Raw genomic sequence first — 17,336 nt, forward strand, 5'->3', positions numbered from 1 at the left:
GATGTCACAGTTAGATTCTTCACCGGCGGCGGAAAACCAGCCTGCGCGCCGTAGTCTGAAGCGTTTTCGCAAGACCGGCATTATTATCGGCGGCGGCATCCTGCTGCTGATGATCGCCATTGCGCTGCTGGCGCCGTGGCTGGCGCCATACGACCCCATCGCCCAGGATCTCGACAACCGGCTGGCGCTGCCGTTCTGGCAGGCGGCGGAGAGCGGCGGCCACTGGCTCGGTACCGACCAGCTCGGGCGCGACTATTTGTCGCGTCTGATTTACGGCACCCGCATCTCGCTGGGTATCGGCATTGGCGTGGTGATGGTCGCCGGGGTTATCGGCACCTCGCTGGGGGTGCTGGCCGGCTATTTCGGCGGCCGCGTCGATATGCTGATCAGCTTTCTGATCACCACGCGTCTGTCGCTGCCGATTGTACTGGTGGCGCTGGCGGCGGTGGCGCTGAAAGGGGCGTCGATCATGACGCTGGTGACCATTCTCGGCCTGCTGGTGTGGGATCAGTTCGCCATCGTCACCCGCGCCAGAACCCAGTCGCTGCGCAACGAGGCGTTTGTGCGCGCGGCGCGGGCGGTGGGCGCGTCCCATGCGTTTATCATGCTGCGGGAAATTCTGCCGAACCTGCGCAATACCATTATCGTTATCGCCACGCTGGAAGTGGCCAATGTGATCCTGCTGGAGTCCGCGCTCTCCTTTCTCGGTCTGGGCGTCAGGCCGCCCACGCCCTCCTGGGGATTAATGATCGCCGAAGGGCGCGATAATATTTTGTTCGAGCCGTGGCTGATTGCGTTGCCGGGCGGGGCGCTCTGCCTGCTGGTGCTGGCGGTCAATCTGTTCGGCGACGGTCTGCGCGATGTGATGGGGACGGGGGTGAAACGATGAATAATGAACCGATACTGAGGGTACGCGATTTACGCATCGCCATTCCCACCGAACAGGGGGAATTCAATGTGGTGCGCGGGGTGGATTTCGACCTGCGGGCCGGGGAAACGCTGTGTCTGGTGGGCGAATCCGGCTGCGGCAAGTCGATTAGCGCTCTGTCGCTGATTGGCCTACAAACCAGCAAGGCGAAAATCAACGCCCGGCAGATGACCTTTCAGGGGAAAGCGCTGGACAAGCTGTCGCAGCGGGAGCTGGATGCGCTGCGCGGGCGCGATATCGCGTTCATTTTTCAGGACCCGATGACTACGCTCAATCCGACGCTGTCCATCGAAAGACAGATGATCGAAGGGGTGATGCGGCATGAGAAAATTGACCGCCGGCAGGCGCGAGAGCGGGCGGTGCAACTGCTGGAGCAGGTGGGAATTCCCCAGCCCGCCGAGCGCATTCGCCAGTATCCGCACCAGTTTTCCGGCGGGCAGCGCCAGCGCATTGTTATTGCCATGGCGCTGATGGGCAAACCGTCGCTGTTGATCGCCGATGAACCGACCACCGCGCTGGACGTGACGATCCAGGCGCAGATTCTGGCGCTGATTCGCGATCTGGCGCGGCAGCACAATTTTGCGCTGCTGCTGATCACCCATGATTTTGGCGTGGTGGCGGCGATGGCGGACAAAGTAAGCGTGATGTATGCCGGACGCATTGTCGAATCCGCGCCGGCCGGGGAGTTGCTGCAACGGCCGATGCACCCCTATACGCGCGGATTGATCGCCAGCATTCCGGTTCCGGGTAAAACGCAACCCGGCTCCGATCTGCCGGTGATTGAAGGGCGGGTGCCGGAATTGCTGGGAGAGATGGACGGCTGCGCGTTCCGCTGGCGCTGCGCCTGGCGGCAGCCGGTGTGCCGGCAGACGCTGCCGGTTCGGCAAACCGGCGAGGAACATCGCTATGAGTGCGTTCGCACCGCGGAGGAGCCGCTATGAATCGTGAAACAGAAAGCGGCCCGCTGTTGCAGGTGAACGGCGTCAGCCAGTCGTTCAGCATCGGCGGCGGGCTGATGAAGCCGGCCAGACGGGTACAGGCGCTGGATAACGTCTCGCTGACGCTGAACGCCGGGGAGACGCTTGGACTGGTGGGAGAGTCAGGCTGCGGCAAAAGCACGCTGGCCAATATTATGCTGGGGCTGAACCTGCCGGAAAGCGGCGAGGTGCTGCTGCGCGGCACACCGGTGCGCGACATGGAGCGTCTGGCGCGCGCCAGCCTGTTGCAGCCGGTATTTCAGGATCCCTATTCGTCGCTGAACCCGTCCTACACCATTTATGAAACCGTGTTGCAGCCGCTGCGTATTCACTGGCGCGGCGGCGAGTGGCGGCGCGAGGTGCTGGATATGCTGGACCGCGTCGGGTTTCCCCGCCGGCTGGCCTATGCCTATCCCGGCGAGCTGTCCGGCGGGCAGCGGCAGCGGGTAGCGATCGCCAGGGCGCTGATACTCAACCCGGCGGCGCTGATCTGCGACGAGCCGACCAGCGCGCTGGATGTCTCGGTGCAGGCGCAAATCATCAACCTGCTCTTGTCGCTGAAGCGGGAGTTCAATCTGGCCATGGTGTTCATCAGCCATAATCTGGCGGTGGTGGAGCACTTGTCGGATCGGGTGTGCGTGATGTATCAGGGCAAGGCAGTGGAGCAGGGCGAGTGCGCGGCGACGTTCGCCAACCCGCGCCATGACTACACCCGCAAGCTGCTGGCGGCTACGCTGCTGCCGAAAAGCGATACCCGTTTACTGATTTAACGCATTTGTTAATAGCCCGCCAGTTGCAGCGCCTCAAGCAGACGGTGGTGGAACGCTTCTTCGGCCTGGTTGTGTTTCGGCGCCTGATTCCACATCAGGTACAGGGTGATGCGCGCGATGCCGTCGTCGGGGGGCAGTTTCCACAAATGCCCCGCCTCCACTTCCGAATTCACCACATGTTCGGGTAGCGCGCCGATCCCCAGCCCGGCGCGCACCATGCGCCGCACTTCGTCGAGACTGGCGCTGGTGCCGATAATCCGTCCCTCCAGCGCCTGCTGCGCCCGGAACAGCGCCAGCGGCGCCAGTACGCCGTCCAGTTGCTCGCTGGCGAAAGAGACAAAATCCTCATTATGCAGATCGCTGACATTCAGATGCGGTTGCCCGAACAGCGGATGCGGTTTCCCACAGTAGAGAAAGTATCGCTGGTGGAGCAACGGCGTATCCAACAGCCCCTGTATACTTTTGTTTTTCAAGCAGATACCCAGCCCGGCCTGATAATGCAGCAGGGCGTGCTGCACGTCGGCGCTTGAACCGCTGGTTATATCAAAATTGACGCGCGGGTGGTGGTGGTGGAACTCGCATATCACGCTATCCAGAATGTCGCTATTGACGCCGGAAACCAACGCCAGGCGCACCACGCCGCTGAGGTCGTGCGGCGTATTCTGCACCGTCATCGACAGCCGGGCGATACTGCCGTAAATCGCCAGCGCCTCGTGATACACCAGTTCTCCGGCTGAGGTCAGATCGAAAGTGTTGCCGTTACGGGCGATCAGGTTTTGTCCGAGCCGCTCCTCCAGACGTTTCAGCGCCAGACTGACCGCCGGCTGCGTCAGATGCAGCCGGGTGGCCGCCCGACTGATGTTCCCTTCCTGCACAATCGCCAGAAATGTGCGCAGCAGATTCCAGTCAAGCCGGTCATGAATACGGGACATGCAAATTTTCCTCTGATGCTTTGCCGGATAAATGGCAACGCATTAACGCATAAAGCTATTTTCAGGGTTGATTATCGTCGATTCCGGTTCGCCAGGGAAAAATGATTCCATAGCTTTTTCCGATGTGTAAGGTGATATTGTATAGGGTCACCTTGCGTGGCCCTGTCTATCTCAAATATCCATTAGCGGGCCAATAATTAAAATGAAGCCAGCGGCCGCCGGAAATCCGCCGGTTCAGGCGATATGGCTACCGTGCGCAGATGGCGGTTGCAGATAAACCACACTTCGTCCCTATCGTTGGAGAATATGTAATAGGCGTCTGACGTTTCCGACGGATTAAACACGCCAATGGCTCGGTAGGCGGTCTCGCAGTTAAATCCGCTGTTAAGCGGCAAGGGAGTCGGGCCGTTGTCCAACTGTTTTATTCTCAGATATAAACCTTCCTCAAACCAAAGCATACAAGCCTCTGCAATTTCACTATGACCATAAAAGTATAGGCCGCAGATTTTCAAGTAGCGCGTTTTGTGCGTTGAGTTCAGCATCAAAATTGGTGGAAAACGCTATTTACCGGCTTGCGACGCATTTTATTCTGTGAAATTCCCCTCGTGGCGCGTTGATTATATTGTTTATCGCGGTTATGAAGAATTATCAAAAAACCTAATAAGACGCTGCCTGGCATAGGTTCATCTTATTCCAGCGGCCATTGGTGGGAAACGTGGAATTAATTTGATCTAAATCACAATCGGTCGGTATACATTTTGTTGTTATGAAAATCCCGTTGTGGGAAATGATCGATAGATTGGCTTTATAAAGGCATGCTAATGGCGGTGTGCCGCGGAGGATGTATGTCTGTGATTCGCACGTGTTTGAGTCTTTTTGGCGGTGATACGGTAATTGTTCGATGTGCTAATACCTTTGATCTTCAGATGATTAATGGCTCGCCGGTCACGAACCCTCAGCATAAAACAGCAGAAAAAGACGCTATTAGCGTAAGTGCTGAAGGGGAGGTTTATTTAACGGTTCCTTACACTGGCGAGTGGGATTTAATCATCAATGCAAAGAATGATACGCCCGAGCACTCGATATCCTATTTCCCGGCCTGATGCCATCATGGTCGGCATACTTGATTAGCGCCGTCGCCTATTATCTCCGCCAGGCGGCGCTTTTCGGATTAATGCTGACCATTCAGGTTATTAGGGTAACAGAGTCGTGGTTAGGCGTTATTCTTGACGGCGTCTGTCAATGCCGCTATCTGCTGTGATATTAACGCTTTGATTTTCTCATCAATCAGGTTGCCGTCCGCGTCGAAACTGCCGCTAAAGGCGTTGGAAAAAACCTCTGGTTTATTCAACGGCTGTAATTCAAGAAATACGCACACCTGACGCAAATGGTACTGCGCGCGTGACGTTCCCATACCGCCGCCGGCCCCCATTATTGCTAATGGCTTTCCTGCTAATAATGTTTTATCCGCATCACGGGATATCCAGTCCAGAATATTTTTCAACGCCGGAGCGATGGAGTAATTATATTCCGTACAGGCGATAACCAGACCGTGCGCTTTTTTGACCTGCTGTATTATGTGCTGCACCGCATCGGGTACGGAGGTTATATCCGCGTTATAAAACGGCACCTGGCTTAAATCGGCGATATCCAGCGATACGTTGTCGGGCAATAGCGATTGCGCCGCCCGTAGTAAGCCTTTATTGGTTGATTTTTGGCGTAGACTGCCCGCAATCCCCACAAGATTAATCGTTGCCATAATAGTTACTTCTCTAGCTAAAAGTCGCGTTTAAATAAAGACCCGTATTAAGTTTCCACTGCGGAAATATCTTATACGGGTCGTCCTGCTACGAAACCGCAGAATCAGAATTCAGCATCGATATCAACAATGTTGACCAGTTTATGGTTAACGAATTCTTTGATGCCTAATCCGATTAATTCACGTCCGTACCCTGAACGGCGGACGCCGCCAAAGGGGAGGTCGGCTTTGACCATGGTCGGGTGGTTGACAAAAATCATCCCGGTCGAGACTTTCTTCGCCACTTCCGCTCCATGCTGAGCATCCTGGGTGAAGACGGAGCCGCCTAAACCGAAAGGCGAGTCGTTGGCGATGCGGATCGCGTCGTCTTCGTCCTTGGCGCGGAAAATCATCGATACCGGTCCGAAGAACTCCATATAATAGGCCGGGTTGTCCGGTGAAATATCGGTCAGAATGGTCGGCTGGACGAATGCCCCTTGCTGCGGCACTTTGGGGCCGACTTCCGTTGCGGTTGCCCCATGATCCACGGCGAACTGAATTTTCTCTCTCACTTCATCGGCGGCTTTCTGTGAAGAGAGCGGCGCCAGCGTGGTGGCTGGATCGAGCGGATCGCCCGCGCGTAATGCCGCAACGCCTGCGGTATAGCGTTCAAGGAAGTCATCGTAGACTTCATCGACAATAATCATCCGTTTGGAGGATACGCATACCTGTCCGCCGTTCCAGTGGCGGCCAAACACCGCCCACTTGGCGGTTTTGTCCAGCTCAGCGTCAGCCAGCACGATAAAGGCGTCGGCGCCGCCGAGTTCAAGCGTCGATTTTTTGAGCGCTTTAGCCGCCTGCTGGGCAACCAGCGCGCCGGCGTCTTCCGAACCGGTGAGCGCCACGCCGTGAACCCGCGTATCGTTAAGAATAAGTTCAATCTGAGAGCGGGTGGCGTACAGGTTTTTGAACCCGCCTTGCGGTAAACCCGCCTCAAGCATCAGTCGTTCAAAAAGCGCGGCGCTCTGCGGCACGTTTGAGGCATGTTTCAGCAGGATGGTATTACCCGCCGACAGCTGCGGCGCAATAATGCGGGCAATCTGATAGTAGGGGAAGTTCCAGGGTTCGATAGCCAGCAGTACGCCCAGCGGGTCATGGTATATGACCGCTTCACCCTCAGCGGGATCGGCCACCGGCAGTTTTTCCGGCGCCAGAAGCGACTCTGCGTATTTTGCATAATATTCAAAAATCTGCGCGGACAATTCCACTTCGGCTTTCGCTTCGGTAAACAGCTTACCCATCTCAAGGGTCAATAATTTCGCGTGGTTGTCGCTATCTTTGCGCAGCAAATCGGCCGCACGCTGCATGATGGCGCGTCGTTCGGCGAACGAGGTGTTTTTCCATGTCTGGAATGTCGCGTGCGCGTGTTCTATCGCCGATGCCACTTCAGCATCTGTCGCATCAGGGAAGGTTTTGATCAGTTCCCCTGTGTAAGGGTTCGTGGTGGCGTATGCCATATTATTTCTCCTTGTCGAGGTGAAAATACGCTGGTTCAGCTTAGGGGAAACGTATTTCCACATGGTTGCGCTCAGACGCCGTCGCATGGTCGGATGCCGCCCTGGATAAACCGCGTCTGCTTTTGCGGAAGATACTTTTCCGCAAAGGTAAATTCATGCTTCTCTAACGAATATTTAACATAGTTAGCATACATCGTTTGATCAACTTGTGCATTATTGATGTGTCGCCGGCAAAGAGTTTACCGGCTATCGGTATGTCGGCGGCAAGGTCAGGTATGAGGGGCCTGACCGGTCGGTCTGTTTTTGTACTATCCTGAAAGGTTAATACATCATCAGATTTTAATATTCACATTTGTTATTATTTTACCGGCCCGGGGATGATAGATCGGCGATGTTTTGCCATAATTCTATAAAAGGTTATGGGATTTCGTTACGTTATAACTGAAAATGTTACTCATTTATTTTGCTTTCCAGCGCTGATTTTCAGTGCGTGTCCGTTTTGTACCGTTGCGCAACTAGTTAGATTTATATCTGAATAATTGCGGATTAATCTGCATATAGAAACGACAGATAGTATAGGGGGAAACCCATGAGGCATGCGCCAACAGTAGGTGATGAAGCCAGTCGTCTTGCCGCTCTCCATGAATATGGCATTAAAAATGCCTTGGCCGATCCCGGCCTTGATAATCTGGTCAATCTGGCGGCGAACGTTTTTAACGTACCTATTGTTTTGGTTTCGCTATTAGAATCCGAACGGCAGCTCCTTGCCGCAGGCGTTGGTGCTTCCTTCAGTGAAACGCCAATAGATATTGCCTTCTGTCTGCATACCGTTCTGAAAAAGAGAATTCTGGTGGTTCCCGATACGCATAAGGATCCGAACTTCAGCAATAATCCGTTGGTCACCGGCGCTCCCTATATTCGATTTTATGCCGGCATCCCGTTACGGGCGCAATCCGGCCATGCCATCGGCGCGCTGTGCATCATTGATATCAAGCCTCGCTCCACTCTCAACGGCAGGGATAAGCACAATTTGCGGGATCTGGCTACGCTGGTTATGGATAGACTGGAGATGCGCAGGTTGACGCTGGCGCGCAAGGCGAGCCAGGTGCGTTTTGAAAATATTTCCACTACCTCTCCCGATGCCATTATCTGTGCCGATGAAAAGGGCATGATTACGTTCTGCAATGCCGCGGCGCAGCAGATGCTCGGGTATACGGGCAGCGAGGTCGTCGGACAGGAGATTCGCGCCATCATCCCTGATCCTTTTCTCGATCAGCTAAATATGCTGATTGCGGATAGCGATTCTCTGGCTAAGGGCGTTACGCTGGAATTAAAGGTACGGACCAAAGGCGGGGCGCTGGTTCCCGTCGAGCTCTCCATCTCTACGTGGCAGGATCGTGCGCATGTCAGCTATGGCGCCATCCTGCGTGATATTACCGAGCGCCGCCGCAATGAGGAACGGTTATTTCTGCTGGCGCATATGGATCCGCTGACCGGTCTGGCCAACCGCACCTTATTGACTTCAAATCTGGTGCAGGCGCTGAAGAATGAAGCGTCGGTTTGCATAATGATGGTCGATCTGGATGGTTTTAAAGATGTTAACGACAGCCTGGGGCACGCCAGCGGCGACGCTATTCTGGTGAACGTGGCTAAAAAAATCCGGTCCAGCGTACGTACCGGCGATCTGGTGGCGCGCATGGGCGGAGACGAATTCGCATTATTATTCCCGGGTCTGGATAATCAGCAGGCGGCGGCCCAAATTGCCGAGCATATTATTGACGAAATTTCCCAGCCTATGGTTATTGACGACCAGCAAATCAATATCAGCGCCAGTATTGGTACGGTGCTTTACCCCACGGACGGCATTACCGCCCAGGACCTGTTGACCAGCGCGGATCTGGCGCTTTATCAGGCCAAATCCGAAGGCCGCAACTGCCACCGCTTTTTTACTCAGCAACTGCGGGATATTTTTCAGGCAAAGCATGCCTTTCAGCTCGAGTTCGCCCGTGCATATGAGCAGCATGAGTTCGAGGTGTTTTACCAGCCCCAGGTTAGGCTGTCGAATAATGAAATTGTGGGGGCGGAAGCGCTGCTTCGCTGGCGTCATCCGCATAAGGGGTTACTCGGTCCGGCGGCGTTTCTTGCGGCGCTGGAACATGGCACCTGGGCCGAAAGTATCGGCGACTGGGTGGTGCAGACGGCCTGCGAGCAGGCCGCCGCCTGGCGGCATGCCGGCGCCGAAAATTTTCGTATCAGCATTAATCTGTTTAGCGCCCAGTTTCGCTCGGGTACGCTGGCGCAGAAGATTATGGATGTGCTGCAGCGGACCGGTTTGCCGCCTGAGTCGCTGGAGCTGGAAATTACCGAGAATATCATTCTGCGTTACGATGAAAATATGTTGCAGCCGCTCAATGAACTACGGAGTGCGGGTATCGGCATCGCGTTTGATGACTACGGTACCGGTTACGCTTCGCTCAGCATGTTGAAAAACTATCCGGTAACGCGCCTTAAAATCGATCAAACCTTTGTTCGCACCATGTGCGAGTCGCCTTCGGATGCGGCGATTGTCCGGGCGATACTCTATCTTGGAAAAAGTTTCGGGCTGGCGGTTATTGCCGAAGGCGTCGAGACGCTGGAACAGTGTGAGCGGCTAAGAAGCAAAGGCTGCGAAGAGGCTCAGGGATACTTATTCGGCCATCCGATGTCCGCGCGGGATTTCACCCGGCGGCTCAAGTTGCATAAATCGTCGGCAAACGGGTGATTCACCGTCTCGGCGTACGGAGCGATGCCAGGGGGTAAGTGCAGTTAAAAGTGGAATACGGATCACATTTTTTCTATAGTGACCAGCCATTCTCTTGCTGCTGGAATGCTCCGTGAGCGAAATATTTGAGATGCTGCTGGCGGTATTCGATCGCGCCGCGCTGATGCTGATTTGTCTGTTCCTCCTTACCCGGACGCGGCAGTTTCGTCAGCTGCTGCAAAAAGATCGGCATTCTCTCGGCGAGCGCATCACGGTTACGGCCATTTTTTCTCTGTTCGCGCTGTTCGGCACTTACTCCGGCATTAACGTTGAGGGCTCGCTGGTCAACGTACGCGTGATTGCGGTAATGTCCGGCGGTATTCTGTTTGGCCCCTGGGTCGGCGTCGCCACCGGGGCGATCGCCGGGGTTCATCGTTATTTAATTGATGTTGATGGCATTACCTCGGTTCCCTGTTTGATCACCAGCGTTATTGCCGGGGTGACGGCCGGCTGCATTAATAAGCAGGTGAAAAAGGAGCGGCAGTGGAGCATCGGCATTCTGGGCGGAATGCTGTGCGAGTCGTTGACCATGCTGCTGGTGGTGGCCTGGGCGACGCCTACGGCGCTGGGGCTGGAGATCGTCTCGAAAATAGCGGCGCCGATGATTCTGGGGTCGGTATGCATCGGCTTGATCGTGCTACTGGTGCAGAGCGTCGCCAACGAAAAAGAAGCGATCGCCGCCAGGCAGGCAAAGCTCGCGCTGGATATCGCCCATAAAACCCTGCCGTATTTCCGCAATATCAACAGCGATTCGTTAACCACCATCTGCAATATCATTCGCAGCGAAATTAATGCCGACGCGGTGGCGATCACCAATACGCAGCATATTCTGGCTTATGTCGGCGTCGGAGAAGAAAAATATAATAGTGGGCAGGATATCATCAGCCCTATGACGCAACTGGCGATTAACGACGGGAAAATCATTATCAAGAATAATGATGAACAACATCTGACGCCGCAAATTCACTCGATGATCGTCATCCCGCTGTGGGAACATGGGCAAGTCACCGGCACATTGAAAATTTATTACTGCCACGCGCACAAAATCACCTATTCGCTGCGCGTGATGGCGGTGGGGTTATCCCAGATAATGTCCACGCAGATTGAGGTGTCCCGCATGGAGCAACTGCGGGACATGGCGAACAAGGCGGAGCTGCGGGCGTTACAGAGTAAAATTAATCCGCATTTTCTGTTTAATGCGCTGAATGCCATCTCCTCTTCGATACGCATCAATCCGGACACCGCTCGCCAATTGGTGATCAATCTGTCGCGCTATTTGCGTTACAACCTGGAACTTAACGACGACGAACCGATTGATATAAAAAAAGAGCTATATCAAATACGCGATTATATCGCCATTGAGCAGGCGCGTTTCGGCGCGAAATTAACCGTTATCTACGATATTGACGACGATCTGTCGTATAAAATCCCCAGCCTGTTAATTCAGCCATTGGTGGAAAACGCCATTGTGCACGGCATTCAGCCGTGCCGGGGAAAAGGCACCGTCGTGGTGTCGGTGAAAGATCGGGGCGACCGCCTGCTGGTGGCCGTCAAAGATACCGGGCACGGCATCAGCCAGGAAACCATGGACAGGGTGGCGCGCAACGAACTGCCCGGCAATAAAATCGGCCTGCTGAACGTTCATCATCGGGTGCGTTTACTTTACGGCGAAGGATTGCATATTCGGCGGTTAGAGCCGGGAACGGAAATCTCTTTCTATATTCCCCGGTCCGATAAACAGCAGCCGATTATTCCGCAAACGCCAGGCGTGCGCGACGCGATGAACGCTTCCGTTATCCAGTCAGGAGAGAGTCAGTGAAAGGCATTATTGTTGAGGATGAGTTCCTGGCGCAGCAGGAGCTGAGCTATCTTATCAAACAGCACGGCGCCATTAGTATTGAGGCGATGTTCGACGACGGAATCGACGTATTAAAGTATCTGCAGCATAACGAAGTCGATGTCATTTTCCTGGATATCAATATTCCTTCCCTTGATGGCGTTTGCCTGGCGCAAAATATCAGTAAGTTTGCGCATAAGCCTTATATCATTTTTATTACCGCGTATAAGGAACACGCGGTCGAAGCGTTTGAAGTCGACGCCTTCGACTATATTCTCAAGCCGTATCATGAATCGCGCATCGTCACCATGCTGCGCAAACTGGAAGCGGACTGGCGACAGCGGCAGACGGCAACGGCGGTAGAGCAGGGAAATAACCAGGGCGCGACGCGAAATCAGACCGTTAACCTGATGAAGGATGAACGCATTATCGTCACGGACATCGGTGATATTTACTATGCCGCCGCCCAGGAAAAGGTCACGCTGGTGTATACCCGGCGGGAAGAGTTCATCATGCCGATGAATATCACCGAGTTTTGCAGCCGCCTGCCGGAGGATTATTTCTTCCGCTGCCACCGTTCTTACGGCGTAAATCTGACCAAAATTCGCGAAATCGTTCCCTGGTTTAACAATACCTATATTTTGCGGCTGAACGATCTGGATTTTGAAGTTCCGGTGAGCCGCAGCAAAATAAAAGAGTTCAGGTCGTTGATGCGTCTTTAACGGCATTTCATTCCGCATTTCAGGCATCTCATTCCCCATTCGAACAATCGCCGTCAGCCCGCTTGTATACTGGCCTCATGCCATGGCTGACGGCGTTTGCGGCGATATTTCCTTCCGCGCGTCAGCCTGTTTTTTTTAGCGTGCCGAGTGATTCGGCGCAAACTTTGATGCAGGGGAAAACCCATGAATGCCAAACCAGTAAACCGGGGGTTGATCGTTTTAGGCACCGTTATTACGCAAATGGGGCTGGGAACGATTTATACCTGGAGTCTGTTTAATCAACCGCTGGTCGATAAATTTGGCTGGTCGCTGAGTTCGGTGGCCACCACCTTTTCCATCACCAGCTTCTGTCTGGCGGTGGCGACGCTGTTCGCCGGGCAACTTCAGGAACGAATCGGTATCCGCCGCCTGACCCTGTTCGCGGGCGTAGCGTTGGGATTGGGGCTGATGGCCAGCGCCGGCGCTTCCTCGCTGGCGCTGATTTATATTCTGATGGGGATGGTGGTCGGCTTTGCTGATGGCGCCGCCTATATCACCACGCTTTCCAATCTGATTAAGTGGTTCCCGGAGCGAAAAGGATTAATCGCCGGTATCTCCGTCGGCGCTTTCGGCACCGGAAGCCTGCTGTTCAAATACGTGAACAGTTTTCTGATTGCCGAAGTCGGCGTATCGCAAGCCTTTTTTTACTGGGGGATCATGGTGATGGCGATGATTGCCCTCGGCAGCTCGTTGCTGAAAGAGCCAAACGCTGATTCGGTGGCGAGCTCGCCGGCGTCCCTGCATCGCGCCGCTGATTTTTCCCTGGGTGAGATGCTGGCGGTAAAAGAGTCTTACCTGCTGTTCATCATCTTTTTCACCGCCTGCATGAGCGGCCTGTATCTGATCGGCATTGTGAAAGATATCGGGGTACAGATGGCCGGCATGGATATGGCGACGGCGGGCAACGCGGTGTCGGTCATTGCCATCTTCAACACCGTAGGGCGTATCGTGCTGGGGGCGATTTCAGATAATATGAGCCGCCTGCGGGTGATCTCCTTTACCCTGCTGGTGACCGCCATCGCGGTTTCGGTGATGACGTTTTTGCCGCTCAATCCGCTGCTGTTTTTTATCTGCGTCAGCGCCGTCGCTTTCTGCTTCGGCGGCAATATCACCGTATTCCCGGCGATTGTGGGCGACTTCTTCGGGTTGAAAAATCACAGTAAAAACTATGGCGTGATCTATCAGGGGTTCGGCATCGGCGCGCTGTCCGGATCGTTTATTGCGACGCAGTTGGGCGGTTTTCACGCGACATTCGTGGCGATAATCGTTATGTCTCTGATTTCGTTAACCATAACTCTGTGGATTAAACCGCCGCAACGACAACGTTCATCCTCCGTCAAGGCCGCGATGGCGCATGCGCAAAGCTGATAAATAAAGGTAAAATTTTAGCAACGACCTTCCCCGACAGGAGCCATCGCGCTCCTGTCGGTCGTATAAGCCTTTCGCCCTATAAAATGTAAAGTTATGTGGATTTAGTAACTTAAAAGTTAAGAATGCTTGAAAATGCCGCCGCAGCCCATACGATATGGGTGTTACAAAATTTTATCTTTCTGCGAGAGGAAATCAGACTGCTATGATGCGTATTGCGCTTTTCCTGATCACCAACCTGGCGGTGATGTTGGTTTTCGGGCTGGTACTTAGCCTGACGGGAATTCAATCCAGCAGCGTTCAGGGCCTAATGATTATGGCCGGGCTGTTCGGTTTTGGCGGCGCGTTCGTTTCGCTGCTGCTATCTAAATGGATGGCATTACGATCCGTTGGCGGCGAAGTCATTGAACGGCCGCGTAACGAAACGGAACGCTGGCTGCTGGAAACCGTCCGTACGCAGTCTCAACAGGCCGGCATCGTGATGCCTCAGGTGGCGATTTACCACGCGCCGGATATTAACGCTTTCGCCACCGGCGCCCGGCGAGATGCATCTCTGGTAGCGGTAAGCACCGGGTTGCTGCAAAACATGAGCCGCGATGAGGCGGAAGCGGTTATCGCTCATGAAATCAGCCACGTGGCCAACGGTGATATGGTTACCATGACGCTGATTCAGGGCGTGGTGAATACCTTTGTCATCTTTATTTCCCGCTTGATTGCCCAGGTCGCTTCCGGCTTTCTGTCCGGCAATCGGGAAGAGGGCGGCGGCAGCGGCAATCCGATGGTCTATTTTGCCGTGGCGACGGTGCTGGAGCTGGTGTTCGGTATTCTCGCCAGCATTATCACCATGTGGTTCTCCCGCCATCGTGAATTCCATGCGGATGCCGGCTCTGCGAAGCTGGTAGGGCGCGAAAAAATGATTGCCGCGTTGCAACGGCTGAAAACCAGTTATGAACCACAGGAAGAGAGCAGCATGCTGGCTTTCTGCATCAACGGTAAATCCAAGTCGTTCAGCGAATTGTTTATGTCGCATCCTCCGCTGGACAAGCGTATTGAAGCCCTGCGTTCGGGCGCTTACCTGAAGTAACCCGTCATCCTCGCATCAGTACGCGGGGATGATGATGGCGGTAACCTCAAAGGCCCATGCGGGCCTTTGTCATTTCTGTTTTCCGGCGAGCGTATTCGCCGCCTTTCCTCCATAGTGGCAATGTCCTTGAATCTGCAGCTCCAGATAAAAATATAGCCTATGTTTTATAAAACAAAATCGCGATCACGGAAAAATGAAACATTGTTTCTATAATATCAAGGTAACGGCGTTATCGCGCGAGACGGGTCGCCTGGCTGTAGACGACCACAGATAAACATATGGCTTGTGCGCGCGGCGCCAGATTCTTCATGATCAGTGCTAAGGATTTTACGGATGGCCAAAGGCAACAAGTTCCCCCTGGCGTTTCATACTTATCAGGATTCAGTAACCGGCACCGAAGTTGTGCGTTTAACCCCGCCCGATGTCATCTGCCACCGCAATTACTTTTATCAGAAATGCTTCACCCGCGACGGAAGCAAGCTGCTGTTTGGCGGCGCGTTTGACGGCCCGTGGAACTATTACCTGCTGGATCTGAAAACGCGGCAGGCCACGCAGTTGACCGAGGGAGAGGGCGACAATACCTTTGGCGGTTTTCTGTCTCCCGATGACGACGCGCTCTATTACGTGAAAAACGGACGCGACCTGATGCGCGTCGATCTGCAAACGCTGGAAGAGAAGACGATTTATCAGGTTCCCGAGGATTGGGTGGGTTACGGCACCTGGGTGGCCAATTCCGACTGTAGCAAAATGGTGGGGATTGAAATCAGGAAAGAGGATTGGCAACCATTGACGGATTGGAAAAAATTCCAGGCGTTTTACTTTACGAATCCGTGCTGCCGCCTGATAAATGTTGATCTCTCCAGCGGTAAAGCGGCAACCATCCTGCAGGAAAACCGCTGGCTGGGCCACCCGATCTACCGTCCCGGTGACGATAACACCGTTGCTTTCTGTCATGAAGGTCCGCACGATCTGGTCGATGCCCGGATGTGGTTTATTAATGAAGACGGCAGCAATATGCGTAAAGTGAAGGAGCACGCGCCAGGCGAGAGTTGCACCCATGAGTTCTGGGTGCCGAATGGTTCGGCGCTGATCTATGTGTCTTATCACAAAGGCAATCCGCATCGTTATATCTGCAGCGTCGATCCGGTCACGCTGGAAAACCGCCAACTGACCGTGATGCCCCCATGTTCTCACCTGATGAGCAACGTTGACGGTTCGCTGCTGGTGGGAGATGGTTCCGACGCCCCGGTTGACGTGCAGGATGACGGCGGTTACAAGATTGAAAATGATCCTTTCCTGTACGTCTTTAATATGCGGACCGCCCGGCAGCATCGCGTTGCTCAGCACAATACCTCGTGGAAAGTGCTGCAAGGCGATCGCCAGGTAACGCATCCGCATCCTTCCTTTACGCCGGATGATAAACAGATTCTGTTTACCTCCGACGTCGATGGCAAACCGGCGCTTTATCTGGCTCGGGTTCCAGACGCCGTGCGGCATTAATCTTGAGCAATAAACCGCGGCGTCATCGACGCCGCGGTTTATTGCCATAAATTTACTTACATATTCATTAGTAAAGTTTTCTGGCTTCCATCGTTGGCAAACTTGCCTGATTATCGTCGTTGTTCCATTGCCATAATCAAAGCGTTCCCTTTATACTAAAACCATTGTTCTATTTTTTTTAAAACAAGAAAACTGAGTAGGGTAATCACAAAAATGGCTATTGCAGATTTAGATAAACAACCCGATTCCGTGTCGTCCGTTTTAAAGGTTTTTGGTATTTTGCAGGCATTGGGTGAAGAGCGTGAAATCGGTATCACCGAACTCTCTCAACGTGTGATGATGTCTAAAAGTACCGTATACCGTTTCTTGCAGACGATGAAATCCCTGGGTTATGTGGCTCAGGAAGGTGAATCAGAGAAATACTCGCTGACGCTAAAGCTGTTTGAGCTCGGCGCGAAAGCGTTGCAGAACGTCGACTTGATCCGCAGCGCCGATATACAAATGCGCGAGCTCTCCGCACTTACGCGGGAAACGATTCATCTTGGCGCGCTGGACGAAGACAGCATCGTGTATATCCACAAGATCGATTCGAAGTACAACCTGCGCATGTACTCCCGTATCGGGCGCCGTAACCCGCTGTACAGCACGGCCATTGGTAAAGTGCTGCTGGCGTGGCGCGATAGCGAGGAAGTGAAAGAGATCCTCTCCACCATGGAGTTTACGCGCAGCACCCCGAATACCCTTGGTTCGTCTGAGGAACTGCTGACTCAGCTGGATTTGGTGCGCAAACAGGGATACGGCGAAGATAATGAAGAGCAGGAGGAAGGACTGCGTTGCATCGCGGTTCCTGTTTTTGATCGTTTTGGCGTGGTTATCGCCGGTCTGAGCATTTCATTCCCAACCATTCGTTTTTCTGAAGAGAACAAACTCGGCTATGCCGACATGTTGCATACCGCGGCCAGAAATATCTCGCAACAGATGGGCTATCACGACTACCCGTTCTGATTTAAGCGTACTGTGAATCAACCTGTCCCTGCGGCAGGTTTTTTATGACGGGCGCCGGGTAGCGGTTAGGAATCCTCGTATCGAACTTACCTCGGGCTTGGTGCTAAGATGGGAGCCCG

15 protein-coding genes are annotated in these 17,336 nt (G+C 53.9%); 11 read left to right on the plus strand and 4 right to left on the minus strand.

Annotation, left to right across the window (positions count from 1 at the left end):
* Position 1 precedes the first annotated feature (1 nt).
* The 3 genes from MFP24_RS22595 to MFP24_RS22605 are packed head-to-tail and all read left to right on the plus strand — an operon-like array spanning position 2 to position 2,675.
* Positions 2–889: an ABC transporter permease gene (locus MFP24_RS22595; protein WP_249232420.1), complete on the plus strand. Its 888-nt coding sequence runs from the start codon at positions 2–4 to the stop codon at positions 887–889.
* Positions 886–1,869 carry an ABC transporter ATP-binding protein gene (locus tag MFP24_RS22600; protein WP_249232419.1) on the plus strand — a complete coding sequence of 328 codons (984 nt, stop codon included), beginning with the start codon at positions 886–888 and terminating at the stop codon, positions 1,867–1,869. The genes MFP24_RS22595 and MFP24_RS22600 overlap by 4 nt, the downstream gene beginning before the upstream one ends.
* On the plus strand, positions 1,866–2,675 hold the full coding sequence (locus MFP24_RS22605; RefSeq protein ID WP_249232418.1) for an ATP-binding cassette domain-containing protein: 810 nt from the start codon (positions 1,866–1,868) through the stop codon (positions 2,673–2,675). Before MFP24_RS22600 ends, MFP24_RS22605 begins: the two co-directional genes overlap by 4 nt.
* An 8-nt stretch (positions 2,676–2,683) precedes the next feature.
* On the opposite strand, the gene MFP24_RS22610 is transcribed toward MFP24_RS22605, so the two are convergent.
* Both MFP24_RS22610 and MFP24_RS22615 read right to left on the minus strand, forming a co-directional pair.
* Positions 2,684–3,607 carry a LysR family transcriptional regulator gene (locus MFP24_RS22610; protein WP_249232417.1) on the minus strand — a complete coding sequence of 308 codons (924 nt, stop codon included), beginning with the start codon at positions 3,605–3,607 and terminating at the stop codon, positions 2,684–2,686.
* A 197-nt stretch (positions 3,608–3,804) separates the two neighbouring features.
* Positions 3,805–4,065, minus strand: coding sequence for a hypothetical protein (locus tag MFP24_RS22615; RefSeq protein ID WP_249232416.1), 261 nt, complete (start codon positions 4,063–4,065; stop codon positions 3,805–3,807).
* Between the two features lie 387 nt (positions 4,066–4,452).
* Here MFP24_RS22615 and MFP24_RS22620 point away from each other — a divergent pair, with 387 nt between their 5' ends.
* Complete coding sequence (locus tag MFP24_RS22620) at positions 4,453–4,710, plus strand: hypothetical protein (protein WP_249232415.1); 258 nt, start codon at positions 4,453–4,455, stop codon at positions 4,708–4,710.
* A 110-nt stretch (positions 4,711–4,820) separates the two neighbouring features.
* Here MFP24_RS22620 and MFP24_RS22625 read toward each other — a convergent pair whose 3' ends face one another.
* Both MFP24_RS22625 and MFP24_RS22630 read right to left on the minus strand, forming a co-directional pair.
* Positions 4,821–5,366: an NADPH-dependent FMN reductase gene (locus tag MFP24_RS22625; RefSeq protein ID WP_249232414.1), complete on the minus strand. Its 546-nt coding sequence runs from the start codon at positions 5,364–5,366 to the stop codon at positions 4,821–4,823.
* Positions 5,367–5,470: 104 nt separating this feature from the next.
* Entirely contained in the window at positions 5,471–6,862 is a 1,392-nt protein-coding gene (locus MFP24_RS22630; RefSeq protein ID WP_249232413.1) for an NAD-dependent succinate-semialdehyde dehydrogenase, read from the minus strand.
* Between the two features lie 589 nt (positions 6,863–7,451).
* On the opposite strand from MFP24_RS22630, the gene MFP24_RS22635 reads away from it, so the two are divergent.
* From MFP24_RS22635 to kdgR, 7 genes are all read left to right on the plus strand, one after another.
* Entirely contained in the window at positions 7,452–9,623 is a 2,172-nt protein-coding gene (locus tag MFP24_RS22635; RefSeq protein WP_249232412.1) for a sensor domain-containing phosphodiesterase, read from the plus strand.
* Positions 9,624–9,735: 112 nt separating this feature from the next.
* Positions 9,736–11,481, plus strand: a complete 1,746-nt coding sequence (locus tag MFP24_RS22640) for a LytS/YhcK type 5TM receptor domain-containing protein (protein WP_249232411.1) — start codon at positions 9,736–9,738, stop codon at positions 11,479–11,481.
* On the plus strand, positions 11,478–12,221 hold the full coding sequence (locus MFP24_RS22645; RefSeq protein WP_249232410.1) for a LytR/AlgR family response regulator transcription factor: 744 nt from the start codon (positions 11,478–11,480) through the stop codon (positions 12,219–12,221). The genes MFP24_RS22640 and MFP24_RS22645 overlap by 4 nt, the downstream gene beginning before the upstream one ends.
* A 183-nt stretch (positions 12,222–12,404) precedes the next feature.
* Entirely contained in the window at positions 12,405–13,628 is a 1,224-nt protein-coding gene (locus MFP24_RS22650) for an L-lactate MFS transporter (protein ID WP_249232409.1), read from the plus strand.
* Between the two features lie 205 nt (positions 13,629–13,833).
* Entirely contained in the window at positions 13,834–14,712 is an 879-nt protein-coding gene (gene htpX, locus MFP24_RS22655) for a protease HtpX (protein WP_249232408.1), read from the plus strand.
* 333 nt (positions 14,713–15,045) lie between these two features.
* On the plus strand, positions 15,046–16,212 hold the full coding sequence (gene ogl, locus MFP24_RS22660; protein WP_249232407.1) for an oligogalacturonate lyase: 1,167 nt from the start codon (positions 15,046–15,048) through the stop codon (positions 16,210–16,212).
* Between the two features lie 213 nt (positions 16,213–16,425).
* Positions 16,426–17,217: a DNA-binding transcriptional regulator KdgR gene (kdgR, locus tag MFP24_RS22665; protein WP_249232406.1), complete on the plus strand. Its 792-nt coding sequence runs from the start codon at positions 16,426–16,428 to the stop codon at positions 17,215–17,217.
* Positions 17,218–17,336 lie beyond the last annotated feature (119 nt).

Source organism: Brenneria tiliae, from assembly GCF_023347575.1.
Lineage (GTDB): Bacteria > Pseudomonadota > Gammaproteobacteria > Enterobacterales > Enterobacteriaceae > Brenneria > Brenneria corticis.